19 protein-coding genes, 1 pseudogene and 1 riboswitch are annotated in these 19826 nt (G+C 65.5%); of the genes and pseudogenes, 7 read left to right on the forward strand and 13 right to left on the reverse strand.

Annotated features, from left to right (window positions below; all coding sequences use genetic code 11):
• Nucleotides 1-71: 71 nt before the first annotated feature.
• From ACPFMJ_RS03165 to ACPFMJ_RS03175, 3 genes and pseudogenes are all read right to left on the reverse strand, one after another.
• Nucleotides 72-539, reverse strand: a pseudogene (locus tag ACPFMJ_RS03165) (phosphomethylpyrimidine synthase ThiC); the annotation flags it as partial.
• Entirely contained in the window at nucleotides 479-673 is a 195-nt protein-coding gene (locus ACPFMJ_RS03170) for a phosphomethylpyrimidine synthase ThiC (protein ID WP_424362422.1), read from the reverse strand. The pseudogene ACPFMJ_RS03165 and the gene ACPFMJ_RS03170, both read right to left, overlap by 61 nt.
• 55 nt (nucleotides 674-728) lie before the next feature.
• On the reverse strand, nucleotides 729-1343 hold the full coding sequence (locus ACPFMJ_RS03175; protein WP_424362423.1) for a phosphomethylpyrimidine synthase ThiC: 615 nt from the start codon (nucleotides 1341-1343) through the stop codon (nucleotides 729-731).
• Between the two features lie 85 nt (nucleotides 1344-1428).
• Nucleotides 1429-1522: riboswitch (TPP riboswitch) on the reverse strand.
• Between ACPFMJ_RS03175 and ACPFMJ_RS03180 the strand changes: the two genes are divergently transcribed.
• The 4 genes from ACPFMJ_RS03180 (at nucleotide 1483) to ACPFMJ_RS03195 (ending at nucleotide 6837) form a co-directional block, all read left to right on the forward strand.
• Nucleotides 1483-4461, forward strand: coding sequence for a cation-translocating P-type ATPase (locus ACPFMJ_RS03180; RefSeq protein WP_424362424.1), 2979 nt, complete (start codon nucleotides 1483-1485; stop codon nucleotides 4459-4461). It overlaps the preceding riboswitch by 40 nt.
• Nucleotides 4462-4576: 115 nt before the next feature.
• Nucleotides 4577-5077 carry a sulfur carrier protein DsrE2 gene (gene dsrE2 / locus ACPFMJ_RS03185; protein WP_424362425.1) on the forward strand — a complete coding sequence of 167 codons (501 nt, stop codon included), beginning with the start codon at nucleotides 4577-4579 and terminating at the stop codon, nucleotides 5075-5077.
• Nucleotides 5078-5085: 8 nt separating this feature from the next.
• The gene (locus tag ACPFMJ_RS03190) at nucleotides 5086-5313 is read left to right on the forward strand and encodes a sulfurtransferase TusA family protein (protein ID WP_424362426.1); all 228 of its coding nucleotides are present in this window, start codon (nucleotides 5086-5088) and stop codon (nucleotides 5311-5313) included.
• A 183-nt stretch (nucleotides 5314-5496) separates the two neighbouring features.
• Nucleotides 5497-6837 (forward strand): OmpP1/FadL family transporter, encoded by a 1341-nt coding sequence (locus tag ACPFMJ_RS03195; protein WP_424362427.1) that lies wholly within the window; start codon nucleotides 5497-5499, stop codon nucleotides 6835-6837.
• Between the two features lie 283 nt (nucleotides 6838-7120).
• Here ACPFMJ_RS03195 and ACPFMJ_RS03200 read toward each other — a convergent pair whose 3' ends face one another.
• The 6 genes from ACPFMJ_RS03200 to ACPFMJ_RS03225 all read right to left on the reverse strand — a co-directional run bounded on the left by ACPFMJ_RS03200 (nucleotide 7121) and on the right by ACPFMJ_RS03225 (nucleotide 12988).
• Entirely contained in the window at nucleotides 7121-8251 is a 1131-nt protein-coding gene (locus tag ACPFMJ_RS03200) for a P-loop NTPase (RefSeq protein ID WP_424362428.1), read from the reverse strand.
• Between the two features lie 84 nt (nucleotides 8252-8335).
• A complete protein-coding gene (locus tag ACPFMJ_RS03205) occupies nucleotides 8336-8482 on the reverse strand; it encodes a GDCCVxC domain-containing (seleno)protein (RefSeq protein WP_424363782.1) in 147 nt (48 codons plus the stop codon).
• Nucleotides 8483-8535: 53 nt separating this feature from the next.
• Entirely contained in the window at nucleotides 8536-9489 is a 954-nt protein-coding gene (locus ACPFMJ_RS03210) for a 2-oxo acid dehydrogenase subunit E2 (RefSeq protein ID WP_424362429.1), read from the reverse strand.
• 3 nt (nucleotides 9490-9492) lie between these two features.
• Entirely contained in the window at nucleotides 9493-10917 is a 1425-nt protein-coding gene (locus tag ACPFMJ_RS03215; protein WP_424362430.1) for a pyruvate dehydrogenase complex E1 component subunit beta, read from the reverse strand.
• A gap of 154 nt (nucleotides 10918-11071) precedes the next feature.
• Entirely contained in the window at nucleotides 11072-12073 is a 1002-nt protein-coding gene (gene pdhA, locus ACPFMJ_RS03220; protein ID WP_424362431.1) for a pyruvate dehydrogenase (acetyl-transferring) E1 component subunit alpha, read from the reverse strand.
• A gap of 138 nt (nucleotides 12074-12211) precedes the next feature.
• Nucleotides 12212-12988, reverse strand: a complete 777-nt coding sequence (locus ACPFMJ_RS03225) for a DUF1499 domain-containing protein (protein ID WP_424362432.1) — start codon at nucleotides 12986-12988, stop codon at nucleotides 12212-12214.
• 207 nt (nucleotides 12989-13195) lie between these two features.
• Between ACPFMJ_RS03225 and ACPFMJ_RS03230 the strand changes: the two genes are divergently transcribed.
• The 3 genes from ACPFMJ_RS03230 to ACPFMJ_RS03240 all read left to right on the forward strand — a co-directional run bounded on the left by ACPFMJ_RS03230 (nucleotide 13196) and on the right by ACPFMJ_RS03240 (nucleotide 15490).
• On the forward strand, nucleotides 13196-13390 hold the full coding sequence (locus ACPFMJ_RS03230; protein ID WP_424362433.1) for a hypothetical protein: 195 nt from the start codon (nucleotides 13196-13198) through the stop codon (nucleotides 13388-13390).
• Nucleotides 13391-13440: 50 nt separating this feature from the next.
• Nucleotides 13441-14346 carry a metallophosphoesterase gene (locus tag ACPFMJ_RS03235; protein ID WP_424362434.1) on the forward strand — a complete coding sequence of 302 codons (906 nt, stop codon included), beginning with the start codon at nucleotides 13441-13443 and terminating at the stop codon, nucleotides 14344-14346.
• A 178-nt stretch (nucleotides 14347-14524) separates the two neighbouring features.
• A complete protein-coding gene (locus ACPFMJ_RS03240) occupies nucleotides 14525-15490 on the forward strand; it encodes an IS5 family transposase (RefSeq protein ID WP_424362435.1) in 966 nt (321 codons plus the stop codon).
• A 235-nt stretch (nucleotides 15491-15725) separates the two neighbouring features.
• Here ACPFMJ_RS03240 and ACPFMJ_RS03245 read toward each other — a convergent pair whose 3' ends face one another.
• From ACPFMJ_RS03245 to ACPFMJ_RS03260, 4 genes are all read right to left on the reverse strand, one after another.
• Nucleotides 15726-16298 (reverse strand): NUDIX domain-containing protein, encoded by a 573-nt coding sequence (locus ACPFMJ_RS03245; protein WP_424362436.1) that lies wholly within the window; start codon nucleotides 16296-16298, stop codon nucleotides 15726-15728.
• A 72-nt stretch (nucleotides 16299-16370) separates the two neighbouring features.
• Nucleotides 16371-17561 (reverse strand): elongation factor Tu, encoded by a 1191-nt coding sequence (gene tuf / locus ACPFMJ_RS03250; RefSeq protein WP_424362437.1) that lies wholly within the window; start codon nucleotides 17559-17561, stop codon nucleotides 16371-16373.
• 186 nt (nucleotides 17562-17747) lie between these two features.
• Nucleotides 17748-18575, reverse strand: coding sequence for a DNA gyrase C-terminal beta-propeller domain-containing protein (locus ACPFMJ_RS03255; RefSeq protein WP_424362438.1), 828 nt, complete (start codon nucleotides 18573-18575; stop codon nucleotides 17748-17750).
• Entirely contained in the window at nucleotides 18572-19819 is a 1248-nt protein-coding gene (locus ACPFMJ_RS03260) for a DNA gyrase subunit A (RefSeq protein WP_424362439.1), read from the reverse strand. Before ACPFMJ_RS03260 ends, ACPFMJ_RS03255 begins: the two co-directional genes overlap by 4 nt.
• Nucleotides 19820-19826: the final 7 nt, after the last annotated feature.

The following is a 19826-nucleotide window of genomic DNA, read 5'->3' on the forward strand; positions in this document are numbered from 1 at the left end:
TGTCGGTCGTCGAGCGGGCCGAGCGTGTAGAACGGAGCCTCGCCGCAGGCCTTCAGCTGCTTGTCCATATTGGCCTTGATCTTGTGCATCGGCACATGGCCGGGGCCTTCGATCATGACCTGGCAGCCCTTGTCCCAGGCGATCTTCGTCAGCTCGCCCAGCGTCTCGAGCTCGGCGAATTGCGCGCGTCGTTGGCGTCGGCAATCGAGCCGGGGCGCAGGCCGTCGCCGAGCGAGAACGAGACGTCGTACTTGCGCATGATGTCGCAGATCTCGTCGAAGCGCTCGTAGAGGAAGCTCTCCTTGTGCTGCGAGGCACCAGCGCGCCATGATCGAGCCGCCGCGCGAGACGATGCCGGTGACGCGACTGGCGGTTAGCGGCACGTAAGCGAGACGCACGCCGGCGTGGATCGTGAAATAATCGACGCCCTGCTCCGCCTGCTCGATCAGCGTGTCCTTGAAGACTTCCCAGTCGAGCTTCAGCGCATCGCCGCCGACCTTTTCCAGCGCCTGATAGATCGGCACGGTGCCGATCGGCACCGATGCGAATTGCGGATGATCCAGTCGCGCGTGGTGTGGATGTTGCGGCCCGTCGAGAGGTCCATGACCGTGTCGGCGCCCCAGCGGATCGCCCACACCATCTTCTCGACTTCCTCGGCGACGGAGGACGTCACGGCGCTGAATTGCCGATGTTGGCGTTGATCTTCACGAGGAAGTTGCGGCCGATGATCACGGCTCCAGCTCGCCGTGGTTGATGTTCGCCGGAATGATGGCGCGGCCGCGCGCGATCTCGTCGCGCACGAATTCGGGCGTGACGAATTCGGGGATGGCGGCGCCGAAGCTTTCGCCATCGGCAATGCGCTCTTTCGCAACGTCCAGCGCGCGCTCGCGGCAGTGATTCTCACGATGCGCGACATAGATCATCTCTTCCGTGACAATGCCGGCGCGGGCGAATTCGAGCTGGGTCACTGGGCCGGAGCCGGCGGCGCGATAGAGCTTGCGTTCGGCCGGGCATGGCGGCACGAGACGTTCGCCTTCCGCGAAGCCGTTGTCTTCCGGTTTAACGGCGCGACCCTGATAGGTTTCGAGCCCGGCGCGCGTCGCGAGCCATGGCCGCGCCGCCGGCAGGCCCGCGGAAAGGTCGGGCGTGAAGTTCTCGCAGCTATAGGGACCGGAGGGGTCGTAAACCCGCAGCGGCGGCTCGCCGGACGAGGGATCGAGCGGGATCTCGCGATAGGGCACGCGAATGTCCGGACTGCCGGCGGGCGAGGAATAAACCTTGCGCGACTTGCCGATAGGGCCAGTGGTGACGCTCTGCGGCGTACGCTTGTCGTGAATGTTCATGGTCGCGCTTCCCTCGCAATCGCGCTCCTTCAAGGGGAGCGGACAAGGGTCATGCGACGGAACGGAAGGGAGAGTACGGGCGCGAAGCGCCCTGCTCTGGCATTCCCTCCGCCGGCATGACCCGGATCAGGTTCGACGGGTGCTTCTCAGCCGCAAACGCGGCGCCCCTCGCCATCGGGAGGAAAGTAGTCGGTTCGTACGGCCACGGCAAGGCGGGCGGGCGGGACCAAGGGCGGCGAGCGATAACATCCTTACGGTTGTCGAGGCCGCGCACGCAAAGAATGCTATTGCGATACCCTTTCCCGGCGAGCCAATCCGGCTGGCGCCGCTCCCATCCCAACAAGCTGCGTCGATTGGCGCCGGCTCCATCGCGAAAGGCGAGCCAGCGCGATTCAACCGCATCGCGCAACGGCCACGGCTCAACCGATACGAGTTCGTGATGGAGCGCGAGGCTTCGACGACTGCAGCCATATGCGCGTCGCGAGTAGAGACGCACGACGGCGAGAAGAAAACCTTCGGCGCGCTTTTGTCTTCGAGCCATGCAGGCGGCGGGCTCTTTACATCCTCGCTTTTGCTTAGCGTTTCCTTTGGCGGCCCTCGCGGCCTAGATTTCCGCCGAACGACTCGTCCAGAGGATTCGATGCCAAAGCCAAGCCCCAGCGGCCTTACCTCCGACGAAGCCGCGCGACGCCTCGCAGAATTTGGCCCGAATGCGCCGCCCGAGGCGCCGCCGGTCGGCGTTTTCACCATCGTCCTGCGCACGCTGAAGGAGCCGATGTTCTTTCTGCTCGCGGCGGCGGCGGGGCTGTATCTCTTTCTGGGGGATCTCGGCGAAGGCCTCTTCGTGACGTTCGGCGCGGTGCTGACGATCTCGCTGGTTGTCATTCAGGAGTTTCGCACCGACCGCGCGCTTCGGGCGCTGCAAAAGCTCGCCGAGCCCATGGCGCATGTGCTGCGGGACGGCGAGGAGCGCCGCATCCCGGCTCGGGATCTCGCACCAGGCGACGTCATTCTCGTCGGAGAAGGCCAGCGGCTTCCGGCGGACGGTGTCTTGTTGTCAGGCGACGCGCTCGTCGTCGACGAATCCGTGCTCACCGGTGAGTCTGCGCCTGTCACGAAGACGCTCGCGGGCGAAGGGGCCGATCTCGCCTTTCCCGATCCCGGCGGCGATTACACGCCCTTTCTCTACGCCGGCTGCATGATCGTCCGCGGGTCTGGCGTCGCGCAGGTCGGGCGGACCGGCGTGCGAACGGCCGTCGGGGGCCTCGGCGCGTCGCTCGCCTCGATCAAGGGCGAGCAGAGTCCCCTGCAAAAGCGCACCGGAGAACTGGTGGCGAGACTCGGCCTTTTCGCGCTCGTCTTCTGCGCGCTCCTGATCGTGGTCTACGGTCTGATCCATGGCGACTGGTTCGAGGGCGCTTTCGCGGGCATAACGCTCGCGATCAGCCTGCTGCCGGAAGAATTCCCCATGGTGCTGGCGATTTTCCTCGCGATCGGCGCCTATCGGCTGGCGCGCCGGAACGTGCTCGTGCGCCGCTCTTCCGTCACCGAAACGCTGGGTTCCACATCGCTCCTGTGCGTCGACAAGACGGGCACGTTGACTCAAAACCGCATGGCGGTCGCGCGCCTTTATGTCGGCGGAGCCGTGGAGCCGGTCCCCGATGCGCCGGATGCCGAGCAACACCGGCTTATTCTCGCGGCCTTGCGCGCGTCGAGCCCCAATCCCGTCGACCCGATGGACCGCGCCGTGCATGCGCTCGCCGAGCGACTTGAGATTCCCGCGGCGGGAACGGCGATCGAAAGCTTCCCCATCACGCCGGAGCTTCTCGCCTTCATCCAGTCCTGGCGCGTCGAAGGCGGCGCGCTCAAGGCCGCCAAGGGCGCGCCCGAAGCGATCTTCCGGCTGGCCTCCGTGAGCGAAGATGTCCACGCCCGCTATGCGGCGACGGTCGAGGAACTGGCGCGCGAAGGCTTGCGCGTGCTCGCCGTGGCCGAGACCGAAGCGACACCAGGCGATTGCGATGGCGCGCCCTACCGCCTTCTCGGCCTTCTCGCCTTCGAAGACCCGGTCCGCGACGACGTCCCGGCCGCTGTGGCCGCGGCGCGCCGCGCTGGGATCGGCGTCGCCATGATCACGGGCGACTATCCGGCGACGGCGCTCGCCATTGCGCACGCGGCGGGCATCGACGCTTCCGGGGGGGTCGTGACCGGAGCGGAAATCGCCGAGACCTTGCCGGAGGGGCTGGGGGGAAAAATCCGCCAGACGCGCGTCTTCGCCCGCGTCATGCCGACGAGCAAGCTCGCCATCATCGAAGCCTTCAAGGCGGACGGCAATATCGTCGCCATGACGGGCGACGGGGTGAATGACGGCCCCGCCCTCGCGGCGGCCCATATTGGCATCGCCATGGGCCAGCGCGGCTCGGATGTGGCGCGCGAGGCCGCCCATATCGTCCTGCTCGACGATCGATTCGCTTCCATTGTCGCCGGCATAGAGCTCGGCCGGCGCATCTCGTCCAACCTGCGCAAGGCGCTCACCTACATCACCGCTATCCACGTCCCGATCGCGGGTCTCGCGCTGACGCCGATCCTGCTCGGCCTGCCCCCCATGCTGCTGCCCGCGCATGTGGTGCTCATGGAATTGATCATCGACCCGACCTGTTCGCTGGCCTTCGAGGCCGAGCCCGGCGAAAAGGACGCGATGCTCAAACCGCCAAGGCCGCAGAGCGAGCCGCTGTTTGGAACGCGCGACCTGCTGCTTGGCGCTGCGCAGGGCTTCGTGGTCTTCCTCGCGGTGCTCAGCGTTTATGTGCTGGCCAGCAGCGTCAGCCTGCCTGAACCGCAGGCGCGCGGCCTGTCTTTCGCGACGCTGATCGTCGCCAATCTGACGCTGGCCCTTGCCGATGCGCTGCCGAAGGGCGTATCGCCCTTCGCCCGGGAGAACGCTTTTTTCTGGGCGATTGCGAGCGTGGCGCTCTCTGTCGTGGCGGCCGGCCTCTATTTCCCACCGCTCGCCGCCTTGCTGCATTTCGAGCCGCCGGCGACCGAAGACCTCGTCGTCGCCTCGATTCTCGCAATGTGCGCAGGCGGATGGTACGGCCTGTGGAGCCGCCTTTTGTGACGTCGCCGCGGAGCTTTCGCTTCGCTTCGAGGGCCTCGATATCGTTGCTAAAGAGCGCGCGGGGCTGGTATGGCTTCGCCTCGCCGCTCGCGCGGCCCCAACATATGGAAGCATCGTGACGAACGAGACGACGCCCAACCGAAAGGCGCTCTCCATCATCGTATCGAAAGGCACGCTGGATTGGGCCTACCCGCCCTTCATCCTGGCGACGACCGCGGCCGCGATGGATATGGACGCGACGCTCTTCTTCACCTTCTATGGTCTCGGCCTTCTCAAGAAGAAGCTCGACCTCGAAATTTCGCCGCTGGGCAATCCGGCGATGAAAATGCCGATCGGCGGCATGCATCTCGGCATGCCGAATCTGCTGGCCGCAATGCCGGGCGTCACCGCGGGCGCGACGGCGATGATGAAAAACATGATCGAGAAGAAGGGCGTCGCCTCCATCGAGGAGCTGCGCGACATTGCGCTCGAAAGCGGCGTGAAGCTCGTGGCCTGCCAGATGACCATGGACCTCTTCGAGTTCAAGAAAGAAGACATGATCGACGGCGTCTCATTCGGGGGCGCGGCGACATATCTTTCCGAGGCCGCGAAGGCCGACATCAATCTTTTCGTCTGAGAGAACCAATGACCGACAAGAGCCTCGACGCCCGCGGCCTCAATTGCCCGATGCCGATTCTGCGCACGAAGAAGGCGCTCAAGGAAATCTCGATCGGCCAGACGCTCGAAGTTCTCGCGAGCGATCCCGGCTCCATGCTGGACTTCGAAGCCTTTGCGAAACAGACAGGCGACGAGCTCGTCAGCGCAGAGCGACTGGACGCGCATTTTCGTTACGTCCTTCGCCGCATGAGTTAACAATATACTAACAATTGCTGCGCCTGCTCAATGTAAACTGTTGCATTAACGTGACAATGTTTGGCTTTTTCCATCGATCGAGCCCAAGCCGCCTGCCTGGGAAACAGAGATTCAGCTACGCTTCATAGGTGTAGTTTTTGGTGAGTCTCTGCGTCAAAGAACAGCCCAGGCCGGTCCACCACCATGAAAAAAATTCCTTCGCGTCGCTTTGCGCTCGCCGCCTCCGCGTTGCTTCTCGCGGACGCTTCCTCGGCTATCGCCGCCGATGGCTATTTCACGATCGGCTATAGCGCGCGCCAGAAGGCGCTGGGCGGCGCCGGCGTCGCCGATCAGGCCGACGCCATGGCCATCTCCGTCAACCCCGCAGGCATTGTCGGCCTCGAGCGCCAGTTTCAGTTCGGCTTGACCGTGATCAACGGGGAGCGCGGCTACTATACGAAGGGAACGCCGCGCGTTATCGCGCCGGGCAATGTCGAGAGCGGCCGTCCCTGGTTCCCGGTGCCAAATGGCGGCTATATCCAGCCGATCGACGAAAGTTCGGCGTGGAGCGTCGCCAGCTACGCCAATGGCGGCATCAACACCGCTTACGATTGGGCACATTGGCACGGCCCGAATGGCGGCCCGTTCGGCGGCGGTTTCGCAGGGATCGATCTTCAACAGGCGTTCTTCAGCGTCTCCTATGCGCGTCGCTTCGGCACGGCGATCGGCCCGATCACCATCGGCGTCGCGCCGACCGTCGCCGTCCAGATGTTCAACCTCCAGGGCGCCAAGCAATTCGCGTTTTACTCGTCGAATCCCTGGGAACTGTCGGACATGGCCTATGACTGGTCGTGGGGCGGCGGTCTGCGCGCCGGCCTGACCTGGGGCATTACCGACAAGCTGCGCTTCGGCGTCTCGGGCGCCACGCCGATGTGGATGTCTCGCCTCGACAAATATTCGGGCATCATCGCCGACCATGGGCGTTTCGACGTTCCGGCCAACATTCAGGCCGGCCTCGCCTATGACATCCTGCCCAATCTCACGGTCATGGCCGACTGGCGGCATACGTTTTATTCGATGCAACCTGCGCTCGGGAATCCGTCAAACCCGATCACCAAGGGGTCGATGGGAACCGCCTCGGGCCCTGGTTTCGACTGGACAGACGTTGATTCCGCCGCGGTCGGCGCGGAATGGCGTTATTCGCCGATGCTGACCTTGCGCACGGGCTACCACTACAGCAGCAACCCGCTTCGCGCCCGCTCGGTCACGGTGAACATTCTGGCGCCCATTATCAATCGTCATCACGCGTCGGTCGGCGCCAACTACGCCTTCACGAAGAATTCGTCGCTCGACTTCGCTTTCGTCTACGCCTTCAAGAACAGCTTCACGGGCCAGGAATGGATACCGCAGCAGCCGGGCCTGCCCTTTGGCGCTCCCAATCCGAGCGCCACAGTCACACCGTGGCTTCAGGCATGGGAGATGACCTTCGGCTATAACTACAAGTGGGACACCGGCGACAATTCCATCATTCCCACGCGCTTCTGACCGAAAGCAGCGTCCTTGAGCAAAAAAACCCCTCGGGCGAAAGCACGAGGGGTTCAGCTTGCCAATAAACTACCCAGGCGGCCTCCTCCTTCGAGACGCGAGCTTCGCTCGCTCCTCAGGATGAGGCCTTAGTGCTCTGCGCAGAAAGAAGGAGCCCCTCATGCTGAGGAGCCTGCGCAGCAGGCGTCTCGAAGCACGAGGGGCGTCAACCGTACTTTGGCGGCAGTCTGAGCCCCTCGCGCGAAGGTTTTTCTTTTTCGGCGAGCCATGAATGAACGAGGGCTCAGCCCACCACGATATTCGGGGCGGCGCGCTGCTTCGTTGTCTCCAGCAGCGTTTTCACCTTGGCGGCAAGATTGAGATAGACGGCAGCCTGCGGGCTGTCCGGCTCGGCGCCGACGACGGGTCTGCCCGAGTCCGAGGTCTCGCGGATCTTCATGTCCAGCGGCGCCTCGCCAAGGAAAGGCACGCCCATCTGCTCGGCGTCATGACGCGCGCCGCCGTGGGAGAAGATCTCCGAGCGCCCCCCGCAATGCGGGCAGAGGAAGTAGCTCATATTCTCGATGATGCCGAGGATCGGCGCCTCGACCTTCTGGAACATGGCCACCGCGCGGCGCGCGTCGATGAGCGCGAGATCCTGCGGCGTGGAGACGATCACCGCGCCGGCGATGGGCGTCTGCTGCGCCATGGTGAGCTGCACGTCGCCGGTGCCGGGCGGCATATCGACGACGAGCGCGTCGAGTTCGCCCCAGTTCACCTCCCCGAGCATCTGGCTGAGCGCCTGCGTCACCATGGGCCCGCGCCAGACCATCGGCACGTTCTCATCGACGAGGAAGCCCATGGACATGATCTTCACGCCATAGGCTTCGAGCGGCACGAGCTTGCCGTTCTCGACTTTGGGCTTCTCGTGCAGGCCGAAGAGGCGCGGCGCGGAGGGGCCGTAAATGTCGGCGTCGAGCAGACCGACGCGCCAACCCTGCGCGGCGAGGCCGAGCGCGAGATTCGCCGATGTCGTCGACTTGCCGACGCCGCCTTTGCCGGAGGCGACGACGATGATGAAGCGGATCTTCTCCAGCGCCGGAGCGAGCCCCTTGCGCTGCTGGGGCGGCGGCGGCGCGGCGTGCGAGTGGCCGTGATGATGGTGATGGTCGTGGCCGCCCGCCTTCGCGGCGCCCGGCGCCCGTTCGGCGGTGAGCGTCACGACGGCCGATTCGATGCCGGGCACGGCCTTGATCGCCTTCTCGGCGTTGGCGCGCGCCATCTCCCAGCCCTCGGCCTTCGCCGGATCGCCCGCAAGCGAAACGAAGGCCTTCGCGCCGGAAAGATTGATGCCGCTCACTGCCCGCGCCAGCGATACGCCGCCGGGCGCATAAAGATTTTCGAGCGCTTTCAGAATGTCCGCTTCCGTCGCCACGGCCGCTCCTTAGCTGTTTAGAGGAACTCTAAACACGGATATGCCGCTAAAAGGCGCGCGCGTCCATGCCGTTGTTGCGAGTCGCTATGCGCAGCAGCGTCCTTCTCTCTGGACGGGGGGACACGGAACGTCGCCATAGGAGCAGAAAACGCAGCAATCGCCATGCTTCGGCGTGAGGCGCGCATGGCAGGCCGGGCAATCATAGGCGAGGACGCAGGCGTCAGTCGGCATGGTCTGCGTTGCGGCGTGGCCGCAGTGTGGGCAGGTCAGCGTGGATGTCTCTTTCACGCGAAGAGCGCCATCGGCTGCTCGATCAACGCCTTGAACGCCGCCAGCAACTCCGCGCCCAGCGCGCCGTCCACCGCGCGGTGATCGCAGGAGAGCGTCACGCTCATGATGGTCGCGACGGCCGGCGCGCCGTTCTTCACCACCATGCGCGGCTCGCCCTTCCCCACGGCCAGGATGGTCGATTGCGGCGGGTTGATCACCGCCGAGAAGCTCTTGATCCCGTACATGCCGAGATTGGAGACGGCGGAAACGCCGCCCTCATATTCGACCGGCTTGAGCTTGCGCTCGCGCGCGCGGCCGGCGAGCTCCCTGATCTCGTCGGAGATCTCGCGAACCGTCTTCGCCTGCGCGTTGCGCACGATCGGCGTGATGAGCCCGCCGGGGATCGCGACGGCGACGCCGATATCCGACGCCTTGTGCTTCAGCATCGCCTCGGGCGTGAAGGTGACATTCGCCTCCGGCACGCGCTGGAGCGCCAGCGCCAGCGCCTTGACGATGTAGTCGTTGACCGAGGTCTTCCACTCGAGCGTCCCGTCCGCGCGCTTGGGCGCGGCGGCGTTGAAGTCCTCGCGCAGCTTCAGCAGCGCGTCGATCTCGCAGTCGATGTTGAGATAGAAATGCGGGACTGTCTGTATCGACTCGGTGAGCCGCCGCGCGATGGCCTTGCGCATCGAATCGTGCGGGACCTCCTCATAGGAGTCGATCTCATAGAATTTGCGCGTCGTCGCAGCCGATGGCGCCTCAGCGAGCGCGACGGGCTTTTGCGCAGGAGCCGGCTTCTTCGTGACGCCGCCGGCGACGGCGCTCTTCACGTCGCGCTCGATGATGCGGCCATGCGGGCCGGAGCCGGTGAGAGACGCGAGATCTAGGCCCGCCTCTTTCGCGAGACGGCGCGCGAGGGGCGAGGCGAAGATGCGCGGCGCGCCGCTGTCGGGAGTAACGAGCGCCATGCCTCAGGCCCTGTAAAGGACGGCCTTCGCCGCCGCGACGACTTCGGCGACGCTCGGCAGCGCCAGCTTTTCGAGATTCGCTGCATAGGGCATCGGCACGTCCTTGCCGGTCACGCGCGCGACCGGCGCGTCGAGATAGTCGAACGCCTCCTGCTGCAAGCGGGCCGCGATCTCCGCGCCGACGCCGCTTTGCGACCAGCCTTCCTCGATCGCCACGCAGCGCCCCGTTTTCTTCACCGACTCGACGACAGTTGGGATATCCATGGGCCGAAGCGTGCGCAGGTCGATCACCTCCGCTTCGACCCCCTCCTTCGCCAGCTCCTCGGCGGCGCCGAGCGCGTAGGTCATGCCGATGGAGAAGGAGACGAGCGTTATGTCCGTCCCCGGCCGCGCGATGCGCGCCTTGCCGATGGGCAGGACGAAATCCTCGAGCGCCGGAACTTCCGAAGTCTTGCCGTAGAGAATTTCGTTCTCAAGGAAGATCACCGGATTGTTGCTGCGGATCGCCGCCTTCAAAAGGCCCTTGGCGTCGCTGGCGTTGGACGGGGAGATGACGATCAGGCCCGGCACCTGCGAATACCAGGCGGAATAATCCTGGCTGTGCTGGGCGCCAACGCGCGCCGCTGCGCCGTTCGGGCCGCGGAAGACGATGGGGCTGTGGATCTGCCCGCCCGACATGTAGAGCGTCTTCGCCGCCGAATTCACGATGTGGTCGATGGCCTGCATCGAGAAATTGAAGGTCATGAATTCGACGATGGGCCGCAGCCCCGCGAAAGCCGCGCCGACGCTGATGCCGGCGAAGCCATATTCGGTGATCGGCGTGTCGCGCACGCGCATGGGGCCGAATTCCTGCAGCAGGCCCTGCGTGACCTTGTAGGCGCCCTGATACTCCGCGACTTCTTCGCCCATGACGAAGACGTTGGGATCGCGGCGCATCTCCTCGGCCATGGCGTCGCGCAGCGCTTCGCGCATGGTCATGGGGATCATGGTCGTGCCGGCCGGCACTTCCGGCGCGGCGCTGACTGCCGGCGGCGCGGCGACGCTCACGGGCTTCGGCGCCGGGGCGGCGGCCTCGGCGGCGGCTTCCGTGCGCGCCTTGTTGGCCTCGCCCGGCTCGTCCTGCGGCGCGGTCGGCGGCGGCGGGGCTTTGGCGTCCGGGGGCGCCTCTATGGCGGCGACGTCCTCGCCCTCGCCTGCGATCACGGCGATGGGCGTATTTACGGCGACATTCTCCGTCCCGCCGGGCACGAGGATGCGCGCCAGCACGCCCTCGTCGACCGCCTCGACCTCCATGGTCGCCTTGTCGGTTTCAATCTCCGCGATGACGTCGCCGGCTTTGACTTCGTCACCCTCGCTTTTCAGCCATTTTGCGAGCTTGCCCTGCTCCATGGTGGGCGAGAGGGCGGGCATCAGGACATTGATGGTCATCGGCTGAAGCCCCCTCCCCAACCCTCCCCCGCTTCGCGGGAGAGGGAGCATATTGTCGCCCTCATCGACATTGCTGATCGTGAGCGTTCCCTCTCCCGCTTGCGGGGGAGGGACAGGGAGGGGGAAAAACCTGCTTGCATAAAGACCTCGGACCTCACGCCAACACGTCCGTATAAAGCTCGGACGGGTCCGGCTCCTTGTCCATCATCGCGAAATCGGCCGCCTCCGCGACGACCTTGCGAACGCCGGCGTCGATCTTCTTCAACTCGTCCTCGCTCACACCGTCCGCCAGCAGGCGCAGGCGCACCTGCTCGATCGGATCGTGCTCCTCACGCATCTTCTGCACTTCTTCCTTGGAGCGATATTTCGCCGGGTCCGACATGGAGTGGCCGCGATAGCGGTAGGTCTGGATCTCCAGGAGATACGGCCCCTTCCCCGAGCGACACCAGTCCAGCGCCTCGGCAGCCGACGCCCGCACGGCGCGAACGTCCATGCCGTCGACCTGATGGCCCGGAATGCCGAAGGCGGCGCCGCGCATGGCGAAGTCGCTCTGAGCCGCCGCGCGGGTCAGCGACGTGCCCATGGCGTAGCGATTATTCTCGACGATGAAGACCACCGGCAGCTTCCATAGCGCCGCGATGTTGAAGGTCTCGTAGACCTGGCCCTGATTGGCCGCGCCCTCGCCGAAGAAGGTCAGCGACACCTTGCCGTCGCCGCGATAGGCGTTGGCGAGCGCGATCCCCGCGCCGATGGGCGCCGGGGCGCCGACGATGCCATGCCCGCCATAAAAGGCTTTCTCGTGCGAGAACATGTGCATGGAGCCGCCCTTGCCCTTGGAGTAGCCCCCGCGCCTGCCGGCGAGCTCCGCCATGACGCCCTTGGCCTCCATGCCGCTGGCGAGCATGTGGCCGTGGTCGCGATAGCTGGTCGTGAACTGGTCGCCCGGGCGGGCCGCCATCTTCACGCCGACGACCACGGCCTCCTGGCCGATATAGAGATGGCAGAAGCCGGCGATGACGCCCATGCCGTAGAGCTGCCCCGCCTTCTCTTCGAAGCGGCGGATCAGCAGCATCTCACGCAGCGCGTGAAGCTCTTCCTCGCGGGTGAAATTCGGAACGGCGTGAGCCGCGTTCGCGCCGTCGCCTGCAGTCGCCATCGGCTGTTCTCTGCCTCCCGCCAGTTATCTGGAGAACGGGCGGAACAATACCAGAGTCGCCGGTTAAAAACGAGTGAGCGGCTCCCTTTAGAGAGGCCGCTTCCCCTCGTCGCAATGAGGTTGAGTCCAGATCGGGCGTCACCGCGCGTCGAGCTGTGTCTGCAACTCGTCCGCGAAGGCCATGATCCGCTTGGCGTTCGCGCCGAAATCGTGCCGCCCGTAGCGCGAGGCCGAGCGCAGGTCGATGCGCGTCTGGCCCGGCAGCGGTTTCAGCCGCACCGTCACATCCTCGTCGAAGCCCATGATGAGCGTCTTGTCGAGAAAGTCGGCGTGCCCCTCTCCCGTCCGGCCGCCCGGCGGCCGCAGGTCGACGACTCGCCAGCCCACCGCCTTCGCGGTCTTCAGCACCAATGCGAAAGCCTCGTCCGCGTCGAGATCGACCACGATCGGCTCGACGTCCGGATAGGCCGGACGCTGCGCCTCGCGCGCCCTCTGCGGCAGGCCCTTGGGCTGGAACCCCTTGCGCGCCTCATAAGCTGCGCGGGAAAGCGAGAAATATGGCGGGCTCGCCGTGTCGGTCGAAATATCGGAAAGCACCGGCAGCCGCACGGCCTCGACCGCGAGATAGGCGGGATAAGCCAGCGTGAGGAGCGCAACGACAGCGGCGCCGACGGTGGCCCCCACGCCCCGCCGGCCCGAGCGCCAGATTGCGACGCTCGCCGCGCAGACGAGAAGCAGCGCCACCAGCGCCAGTGCGACGGCGGCCCCAAGGCAGGCGAGCGCCGAAACGGGCGACATCACGTTGAGGCGCACGAACAGGACGGACAGAATCGCAACCACGGCGCCGAAGAGCGCGACGCTGCGGCTCCACAAGGCGGCTCGCGACCAGGGCTCCGGCGGCAGGGTTCGGCGCATGAGGAGAAGCGGCCTCGGTTGAGCTTTGCCGCAATGAGCGGCGGCGGCGTCATTTTTCGCCAAATGCCGCCCGAAATGCAACGACGCATAAAATCGCGTCGAAACGGCGAGAACGTCGTTCCGTTAGCCTCGCGTTAAGTGAATGCGGCGAAATTCGATCGTCGCGTTCATCCTGCGTTACCCAAGAGTAAAAGCGTAGAGGCCGTCATGTCGGACAAGTATTCGATCGAGTTCCCCGTCTCGCAGTTCGGCGGTCATCCGCACGATCTTCTCGCCCGCCTTTATCGCGAAATCGGCATTTCCGCCGTCGCCGCCGCGCTCGAAGTGACGCGCGCTCCCCAAGAAGAGAAAGTCGAATTCCAGCCGGGCTGGCTCCCGCTGGGCGAAGACCTCGCGGCCTGATACAAGACCTCCCTGCCGGGCGCCTTGAACGGCGCCGTCAGGGAGTCTCGATGATCAGCCGCCGCGCGCTTCTGCGCCTGCCGGCCGGGCTCGCGCTCGCGGGGCTCGGCCTTGGAACCTACTCCGTCGTCGTCGAGCCCAATTTCATTCTCGACGTCACGCGCTATCGGGTGACGCCGCAGGATTGGCCGGAGGGCCTCAGCCTGCGCATCGCCGTCATTACCGACCTGCACGCCTGCGAGCCCTGGATGCCGGCGTCACGCATCCGCAAGATCGCGCAGATCGCGAATGCGCTGCAGCCGGACCTTGTCGCCTTGCTGGGCGACTTCGCCGCCGGCACGCATCTCGTTACGGATGCTGTGCGGCCCGAACAATGGGCCGAGGCGCTCTCCGAATTGCGCGCGCCGCTCGGCGTCCACGCGGTGCTGGGCAACCATGACTGGTGGCATGGCCCCCTCGTCAGCGACCCGAGCGACGACGCCGAAAGCGCGCGTCGCGCGCTCAAGCAGATGGGCGCGCGCGTATATGAGAACGACGCCCTCCGATTGACAAAGAACGGCCAGCCCTTTTGGCTGCTCGGACTCGGCGATCAGATGGCCACCTATATGGGCAAGCAGATTGGCTGGCGCGGCCATGACGATCTCAACGCGACCTTGCGCCTCGTCTCCGACGACGCGCCCGCTATCCTTCTCGCCCATGAGCCGCAAGTCTTCCGCCGCGTGCCGAAGCGCATCGCGCTGACGCTCTGCGGACATACGCACGGCGGACAGGTCAACCTGCCGATGCTCGGCCCCGTCGTCGCGGAAGTGCGCTTTGGAGCGTCGCATGTCTACGGCCATCATTTCGAGAATGGCCGGCACCTCGTGATTTCAGGCGGTCTGGGCGAGTCGATCATCCCCGTGCGCTTCATGCGCCCGCCGGAGATTGTGGAGATGACGGTGGAGGCGGCGGCCTGAAGGGCGGCTCAGCGTGCTGACGCATTCCCGAGGCGGCCTCGCCCTTCGAGACGCGCGCTTCGCTCGCTCCTCAGGGTGAGGCCATAAGTGATTTGCGAAAGAAGAAGCCCCTCATGCTGGAGACCTTTGCACGAAACGTTTCGGCGTGATTCACTCCCGGCAGAGCGGGAGGATGATCATGCCGAAGCGCCGGGTGGGCCAGCTTGATTTTGTCGATGGGTTGGTTGCCCAGCGCCCTCAATCCCGGCCTTCGGCTCTGATGGAGATCGCGCGCCTCGTCGATTGGGCGCCCTTCGAGAAGCTGCTCGGGGCGATTCCGGTCGCGGCGAGGGGCGAGCCCTCCTATCCGGCGCTCGTCATGTTCAAGGCGCTGCTCCTTCAGCGATGGCATGGCCTTTCCGATCCGGAAATGGAGACGGCGCTGGCGGATCGCCTGAGCTTCATGGCTTTCGCCGGCCTCGCGCTCGGCGATCCGACGCCGGATCATTCGACCATCTGGCGTTTCCGCGAGAAGCTTGGGAGCCATGATCTGCTCGACCCGTTGCTGGCGGAGGCCAATCGCCAGATCGAGGCGGCGGGGCTCATGGTCAAGCAAGGCACGCTGATCGACGCGACGCTGGTGACGAGCGCCGCCAGACGCCCGCGCATGGATGAAGGAAAGACAAGTTCGACCGACAAGGAGGCGCGGTTCGGCACGACCAATGAGCGCGGCCGTTTCGCCTTCAGCTACAAGATGCATGTGGCGGTCGACGCCGGCTCCGGCCTCGTGCGCGACATGAGGCTGACGCCGGCCAATGTGCAGGACGTCTCGGTCGCGCCGCAACTTCTCGATCAGGCGGCGGGGACCGTCTATGCGGATCGCGGCTATGACAGCGACGGACTGCGGTCGGAGCTTGCGCGGCGGGAACTGGGCGACGGCCTCATGCGCCGCAAGCGCGGCCGGCCCCTGACGGAAGCGGACGTCGCGCGCAATCATGAGCTGTCGCTGGTTCGCCGCGCGGTCGAAAGCCTATTCGGCACGATGAAGCGAACTTATCGGCTCGGCCGCATGCGCGCCTTTTCGCAATTACGCAACGCCGCCGATCTCACGCTCTTCTGCCTCGCCTTCAATCTACGTCGCTGGCGCGTCCTCGCGGCGCAGTGAAGGCAAGGCGGACGCCCCGGGGAGCGTCCGCCCAGCGCTGGCCTGTCCAGGCGAAGCATCCCCGCCGCCCAAACCGACAGATCCAACAGCGGCCCACGGGCACGTTAAACCCGTCTCGCGCAGACACCCGCTTCCGTGCAAAGGTCTCCATGCTGAGGAGCCTGCAAAGCAGGCGTCTCGAAGCACGAGGGGCGTCAACCCTACTTTGTCGGCAGTCTGCGCGGCCTGACGCGACTTACGCGCAGAGAAGCTCGGGATGGCGTAATTGCAGCGCCTGTGCGAGCGCGAGCGTCTTCATGTCGACGAGTTCGCCCGCCGCCATGAGAGTGAGAAAATCCGCGATCGCCATCTCGATCACACGGATGTTCTCGTCTTCCGCCGCGACGCCGCCGCCCGCGGCGATGCGATCCGACGTCGTATAGGGGGCGAGATACAGTGTGAGCCTTTCGGTCGAAATGCCGGGCATCGTCCAGGTGGTCGCGACATATTCCAGCGCGCCCAGTTGCAATCCGGCTTCTTCGAGCGCCTCGCGCCGGGCGGCCACGACGCTGTCGCCTTCGTCGATGATGCCGGCGACGACTTCCAGCGTCTGCTCCTCCCCGCCGGCGAGAAATGGCGCCGGGCGGAACTGCTCGACCAGAACGACGGTCTTGCGCTGCGGATCATAGGGCAGCACCGCGACGGCGGAGCCGTGATCCTCGATCTCGCGCGCGATCACCTTACCGTCCGGGAGGCGGATATGCGCGACGGAGAGGCTCGCCCAGCCCTTGTGCTTTTCATCGAGCGAAACGAGTTCGTGCTTCTTCATCCGGCGTCTCATTTGAAACAAAAAAAGCGCGGCGAACCGCGCTTTTTCTGGTTTTGAAGCGGTAGCTCCAAATTACTCGATAATGGAAGCGACCACACCTGCTCCAACCGTGCGGCCGCCTTCGCGGATGGCGAAGCGCAGCTTCTCTTCCATCGCGATCGGAACGATCAGCGACACTTCCATCGCGATGTTGTCGCCCGGCATCACCATCTCGACGCCCTCGGGGAGCGTCACGATGCCCGTCACGTCCGTCGTGCGGAAGTAGAACTGCGGGCGATAGTTCGTGAAGAACGGCGTGTGGCGGCCGCCTTCCTCCTTCGTCAGGATGTAGGCCTCGGCCTTGAACTTCGTGTGCGGCTTCACAGAACCCGGCTTGCACAGCACCTGGCCGCGCTCCACGTCCTCGCGCTTCGTGCCGCGCAGCAGGCAGCCCACATTGTCGCCCGCCTCGCCCTGGTCGAGCAGCTTGCGGAACATCTCGACGCCCGTCACCGTCGACTTCGTCGTCGGACGGATGCCGACGATCTCGACTTCCTCGCCCACCTTGATCACGCCGCGCTCGATGCGGCCCGTCACCACCGTGCCGCGGCCCGAGATCGAGAACACGTCCTCGACCGGCATCAGGAAGGGCTGATCCTTCGGACGCTCCGGCTGCGGAATGTAGCGGTCGACTTCCGCCATCAGCTTCAGGATCGCGTCATGGCCGAGCTCCGGAGACTTGTTCTCCAGCGCGCACAGCGCCGAACCCTTGACGATCGGAATGTCGTCGCCGGGGAAATCATACTTCGAGAGCAGCTCGCGGACTTCGAGCTCGACGAGCTCGAGCAGCTCCGGATCGTCGACCATGTCGACCTTGTTGAGGAACACGACCAGCGCCGGCACGCCGACCTGGCGGGCGAGCAGGATGTGCTCGCGGGTCTGCGGCATCGGGCCGTCGGCCGCCGAAACGACCAGGATCGCGCCGTCCATCTGCGCCGCGCCGGTGATCATGTTCTTCACATAGTCGGCGTGGCCGGGGCAGTCGACGTGGGCGTAGTGGCGGTTCTGCGTCTCATATTCGACATGCGCCGTCGAAATGGTGATGCCGCGCGCCTTCTCTTCCGGAGCCTTGTCGATCTGGTCGTAGGCCGTGAACGTGGCGCCGCCCGTCTCCGCCAAGACCTTCGTGATCGCCGCCGTCAAGGACGTCTTGCCATGGTCGACGTGTCCGATCGTCCCGATATTGCAGTGCGGCTTGGTGCGCGTAAATTTTTCCTTGGCCATGGTCCCGTTCCGGCTGTTTCGCCCGCAAACCGGGCGTGTGCGGCGGGCTTTTAGGGTGTTAGGGGCGGAAGGGCAAGGGGGGCCCGGAATCGGGTCGTCAGGCGAGCGTCCCTCCCCGGGAAAACCTCCCCTGGCCCAGAGGGTTGCTGCCGGCGTCACCGCATCTGGCAGCGCACCCGCACATATTCATTTTCCTTCGGGCCCGACTCCGCCGTCAGGAATGTGGTGTACTGGCTCGGCACGCCGCACATGACGCTTTCCACATGCCGGCGGATGACCGCCGACGTCGCCAATATGCTCGACCGACACCACGCGTTCGTCCTCGGCCGTGTTGAAGACGATCACGCCCTGCGTGCCGCGGCCGGCGATGCGGATGCCCTCCACCGGGCAACGGATGAGCTGGCCGCCGTCGGTGACGAGCATGATCTCGTCGTCCTGCCCGACCGGGAAAGACGCCACGAGCTTGCCATTGCGGGCGTTCACCGCCATGGCGACGATGCCTTTGCCGCCGCGCCCGGTGATGCGGTACTCGTAGGACGAGGTGCGCTTGCCGTAGCCGTTCTCGGAGACGGTCAGGATGATCTGCTCGGCCGCCTGCATAAGGGCGAAGCGCTCGTCGGAGAGCTCCACGGCGCCCGTTCCCTCCTCCGTGGCCTCCACGCCCGCGTCCGGCGCCACGTCCTCGCCCATCCGCCGGCGCAGCGCGCTGGCTTTCTTGAGATAGGCGCTGCGCTCGTCGCCCGTCGCCTCGAAATGCCGCAAAACCGACAGCGAGATCACGCGATCGCCCTCGGCGAGCGCGACCCCGCGCACGCCCATTGAGCTGCGGCCCTGGAAGACGCGCACTTCCGGCACGGCGAAGCGGATGCACTGGCCGTCGCTCGTCGTCAGCAGAATGTCGTCATGCTCGGTCGCCGTGGCGACGTCGACGATCCCTTCGCCCTCATCGAGCTTCATGGCGATGAGGCCGTTGCGGCGCACTTCGACGAAGTCGGAGAGCTTGTTGCGCCTCACCGTGCCGCGCGTCGTCGCGAAGATGACGTCGAGCGTCTCCCAGCTCGATTCATCCTCGGCAGCGGCATGATCGTGGTGATGCGCTCGCCCGGCTCCAGCGGCAGCAGGTTGACGAGCGCCTTGCCGCGCGCCTGCGGCGCCGCCAGCGGCAGCCGCCAGACCTTCTCCTTGTAAGCCTTGCCGCGCGAGGAGAAGAACAGCACGGGCGTGTGCGTATTGGCGACGAAGAGGCGGTGGACGAAATCCTCCTCCTTCGTCTGCATGCCGGAGCGGCCCTTGCCGCCGCGCCTTTGCGCCCGATAGGTCGAGAGCGGGACGCGCTTGATGTAGCCGGCGTGCGAGACCGTGACCACCATGTCCTCGCGGGCAATGAGATCTTCGTCCTCGACATCGCCTTCCGCGTCTGTGATCTGCGTGCGGCGCGGGGTCGCGTAGGCCTCCTTCACGGCCAGCATCTCGTCCTTGATGATGCCGAAGAGCCTTTCGCGCGAGCCGAGAATTTCGAGATACTCCGCGATCTCGGCGGCGAGCTTGTTCAACGCCTCCGCGATTTCCTCGCGCCCGAGGGCGGTGAGGCGTTGCAGGCGCAGATCGAGGATCGCGCGAGCCTGCGCCTCTGAGAGGCGGATCGTGCCGTCATGCGAGAGCTTGTGGCGCGGATCGGCGATGAGTTCGACGAGCGGCGCCATGTCCTTCGCCGGCCAGTCTCGCGCCATCAGCGCTTCGCGCGCGGCGGCTGCATCGGCTGAGGTGCGGATGAGGCGAATGACTTCGTCGATATTGGCGACGGCGATGGCGAGACCGACCTGCAGATGCGCGTTGTCGCGCGCCTTGTTCAGGCGGAACTTGGTGCGGCGGGTGACGACCGTCTCGCGGAAATCCACGAAAGCGCGCAGCACGTCGTGGAGCGTCATCAGCTCCGGCCGCCCGCCATTCAGGGCGATCATGTTGACCGCGAAGCTCGATTGCAGCGCAGTGTGGCGCCAGAGCTGGTTCAGCACGACGTCGGCGACCGCCTCGCGCTTCAGCTCGATGACGATGCGCATGCCGTCGCGGTCGGATTCGTCGCGAGGTCGGCGATGCCTTCGATCTTCTTTTCCGAACAGGTCGGCGATGCGCTCGATCAGCGCGGCCTTGTTCACCTGATACGGGATCTCGGTGACGATGATCGCCTCGCGCTCCTTGCGCAGCGTTCTCGATCTCCGCCTTGGCGCGCATGATGATCGAGCCGCGGCCGGTCGCATAGGCGTT

The sequence above is a fragment of the Methylocystis parvus genome, from assembly GCF_049675845.1.
GTDB lineage: Bacteria > Pseudomonadota > Alphaproteobacteria > Rhizobiales > Beijerinckiaceae > Methylocystis > Methylocystis parvus_A.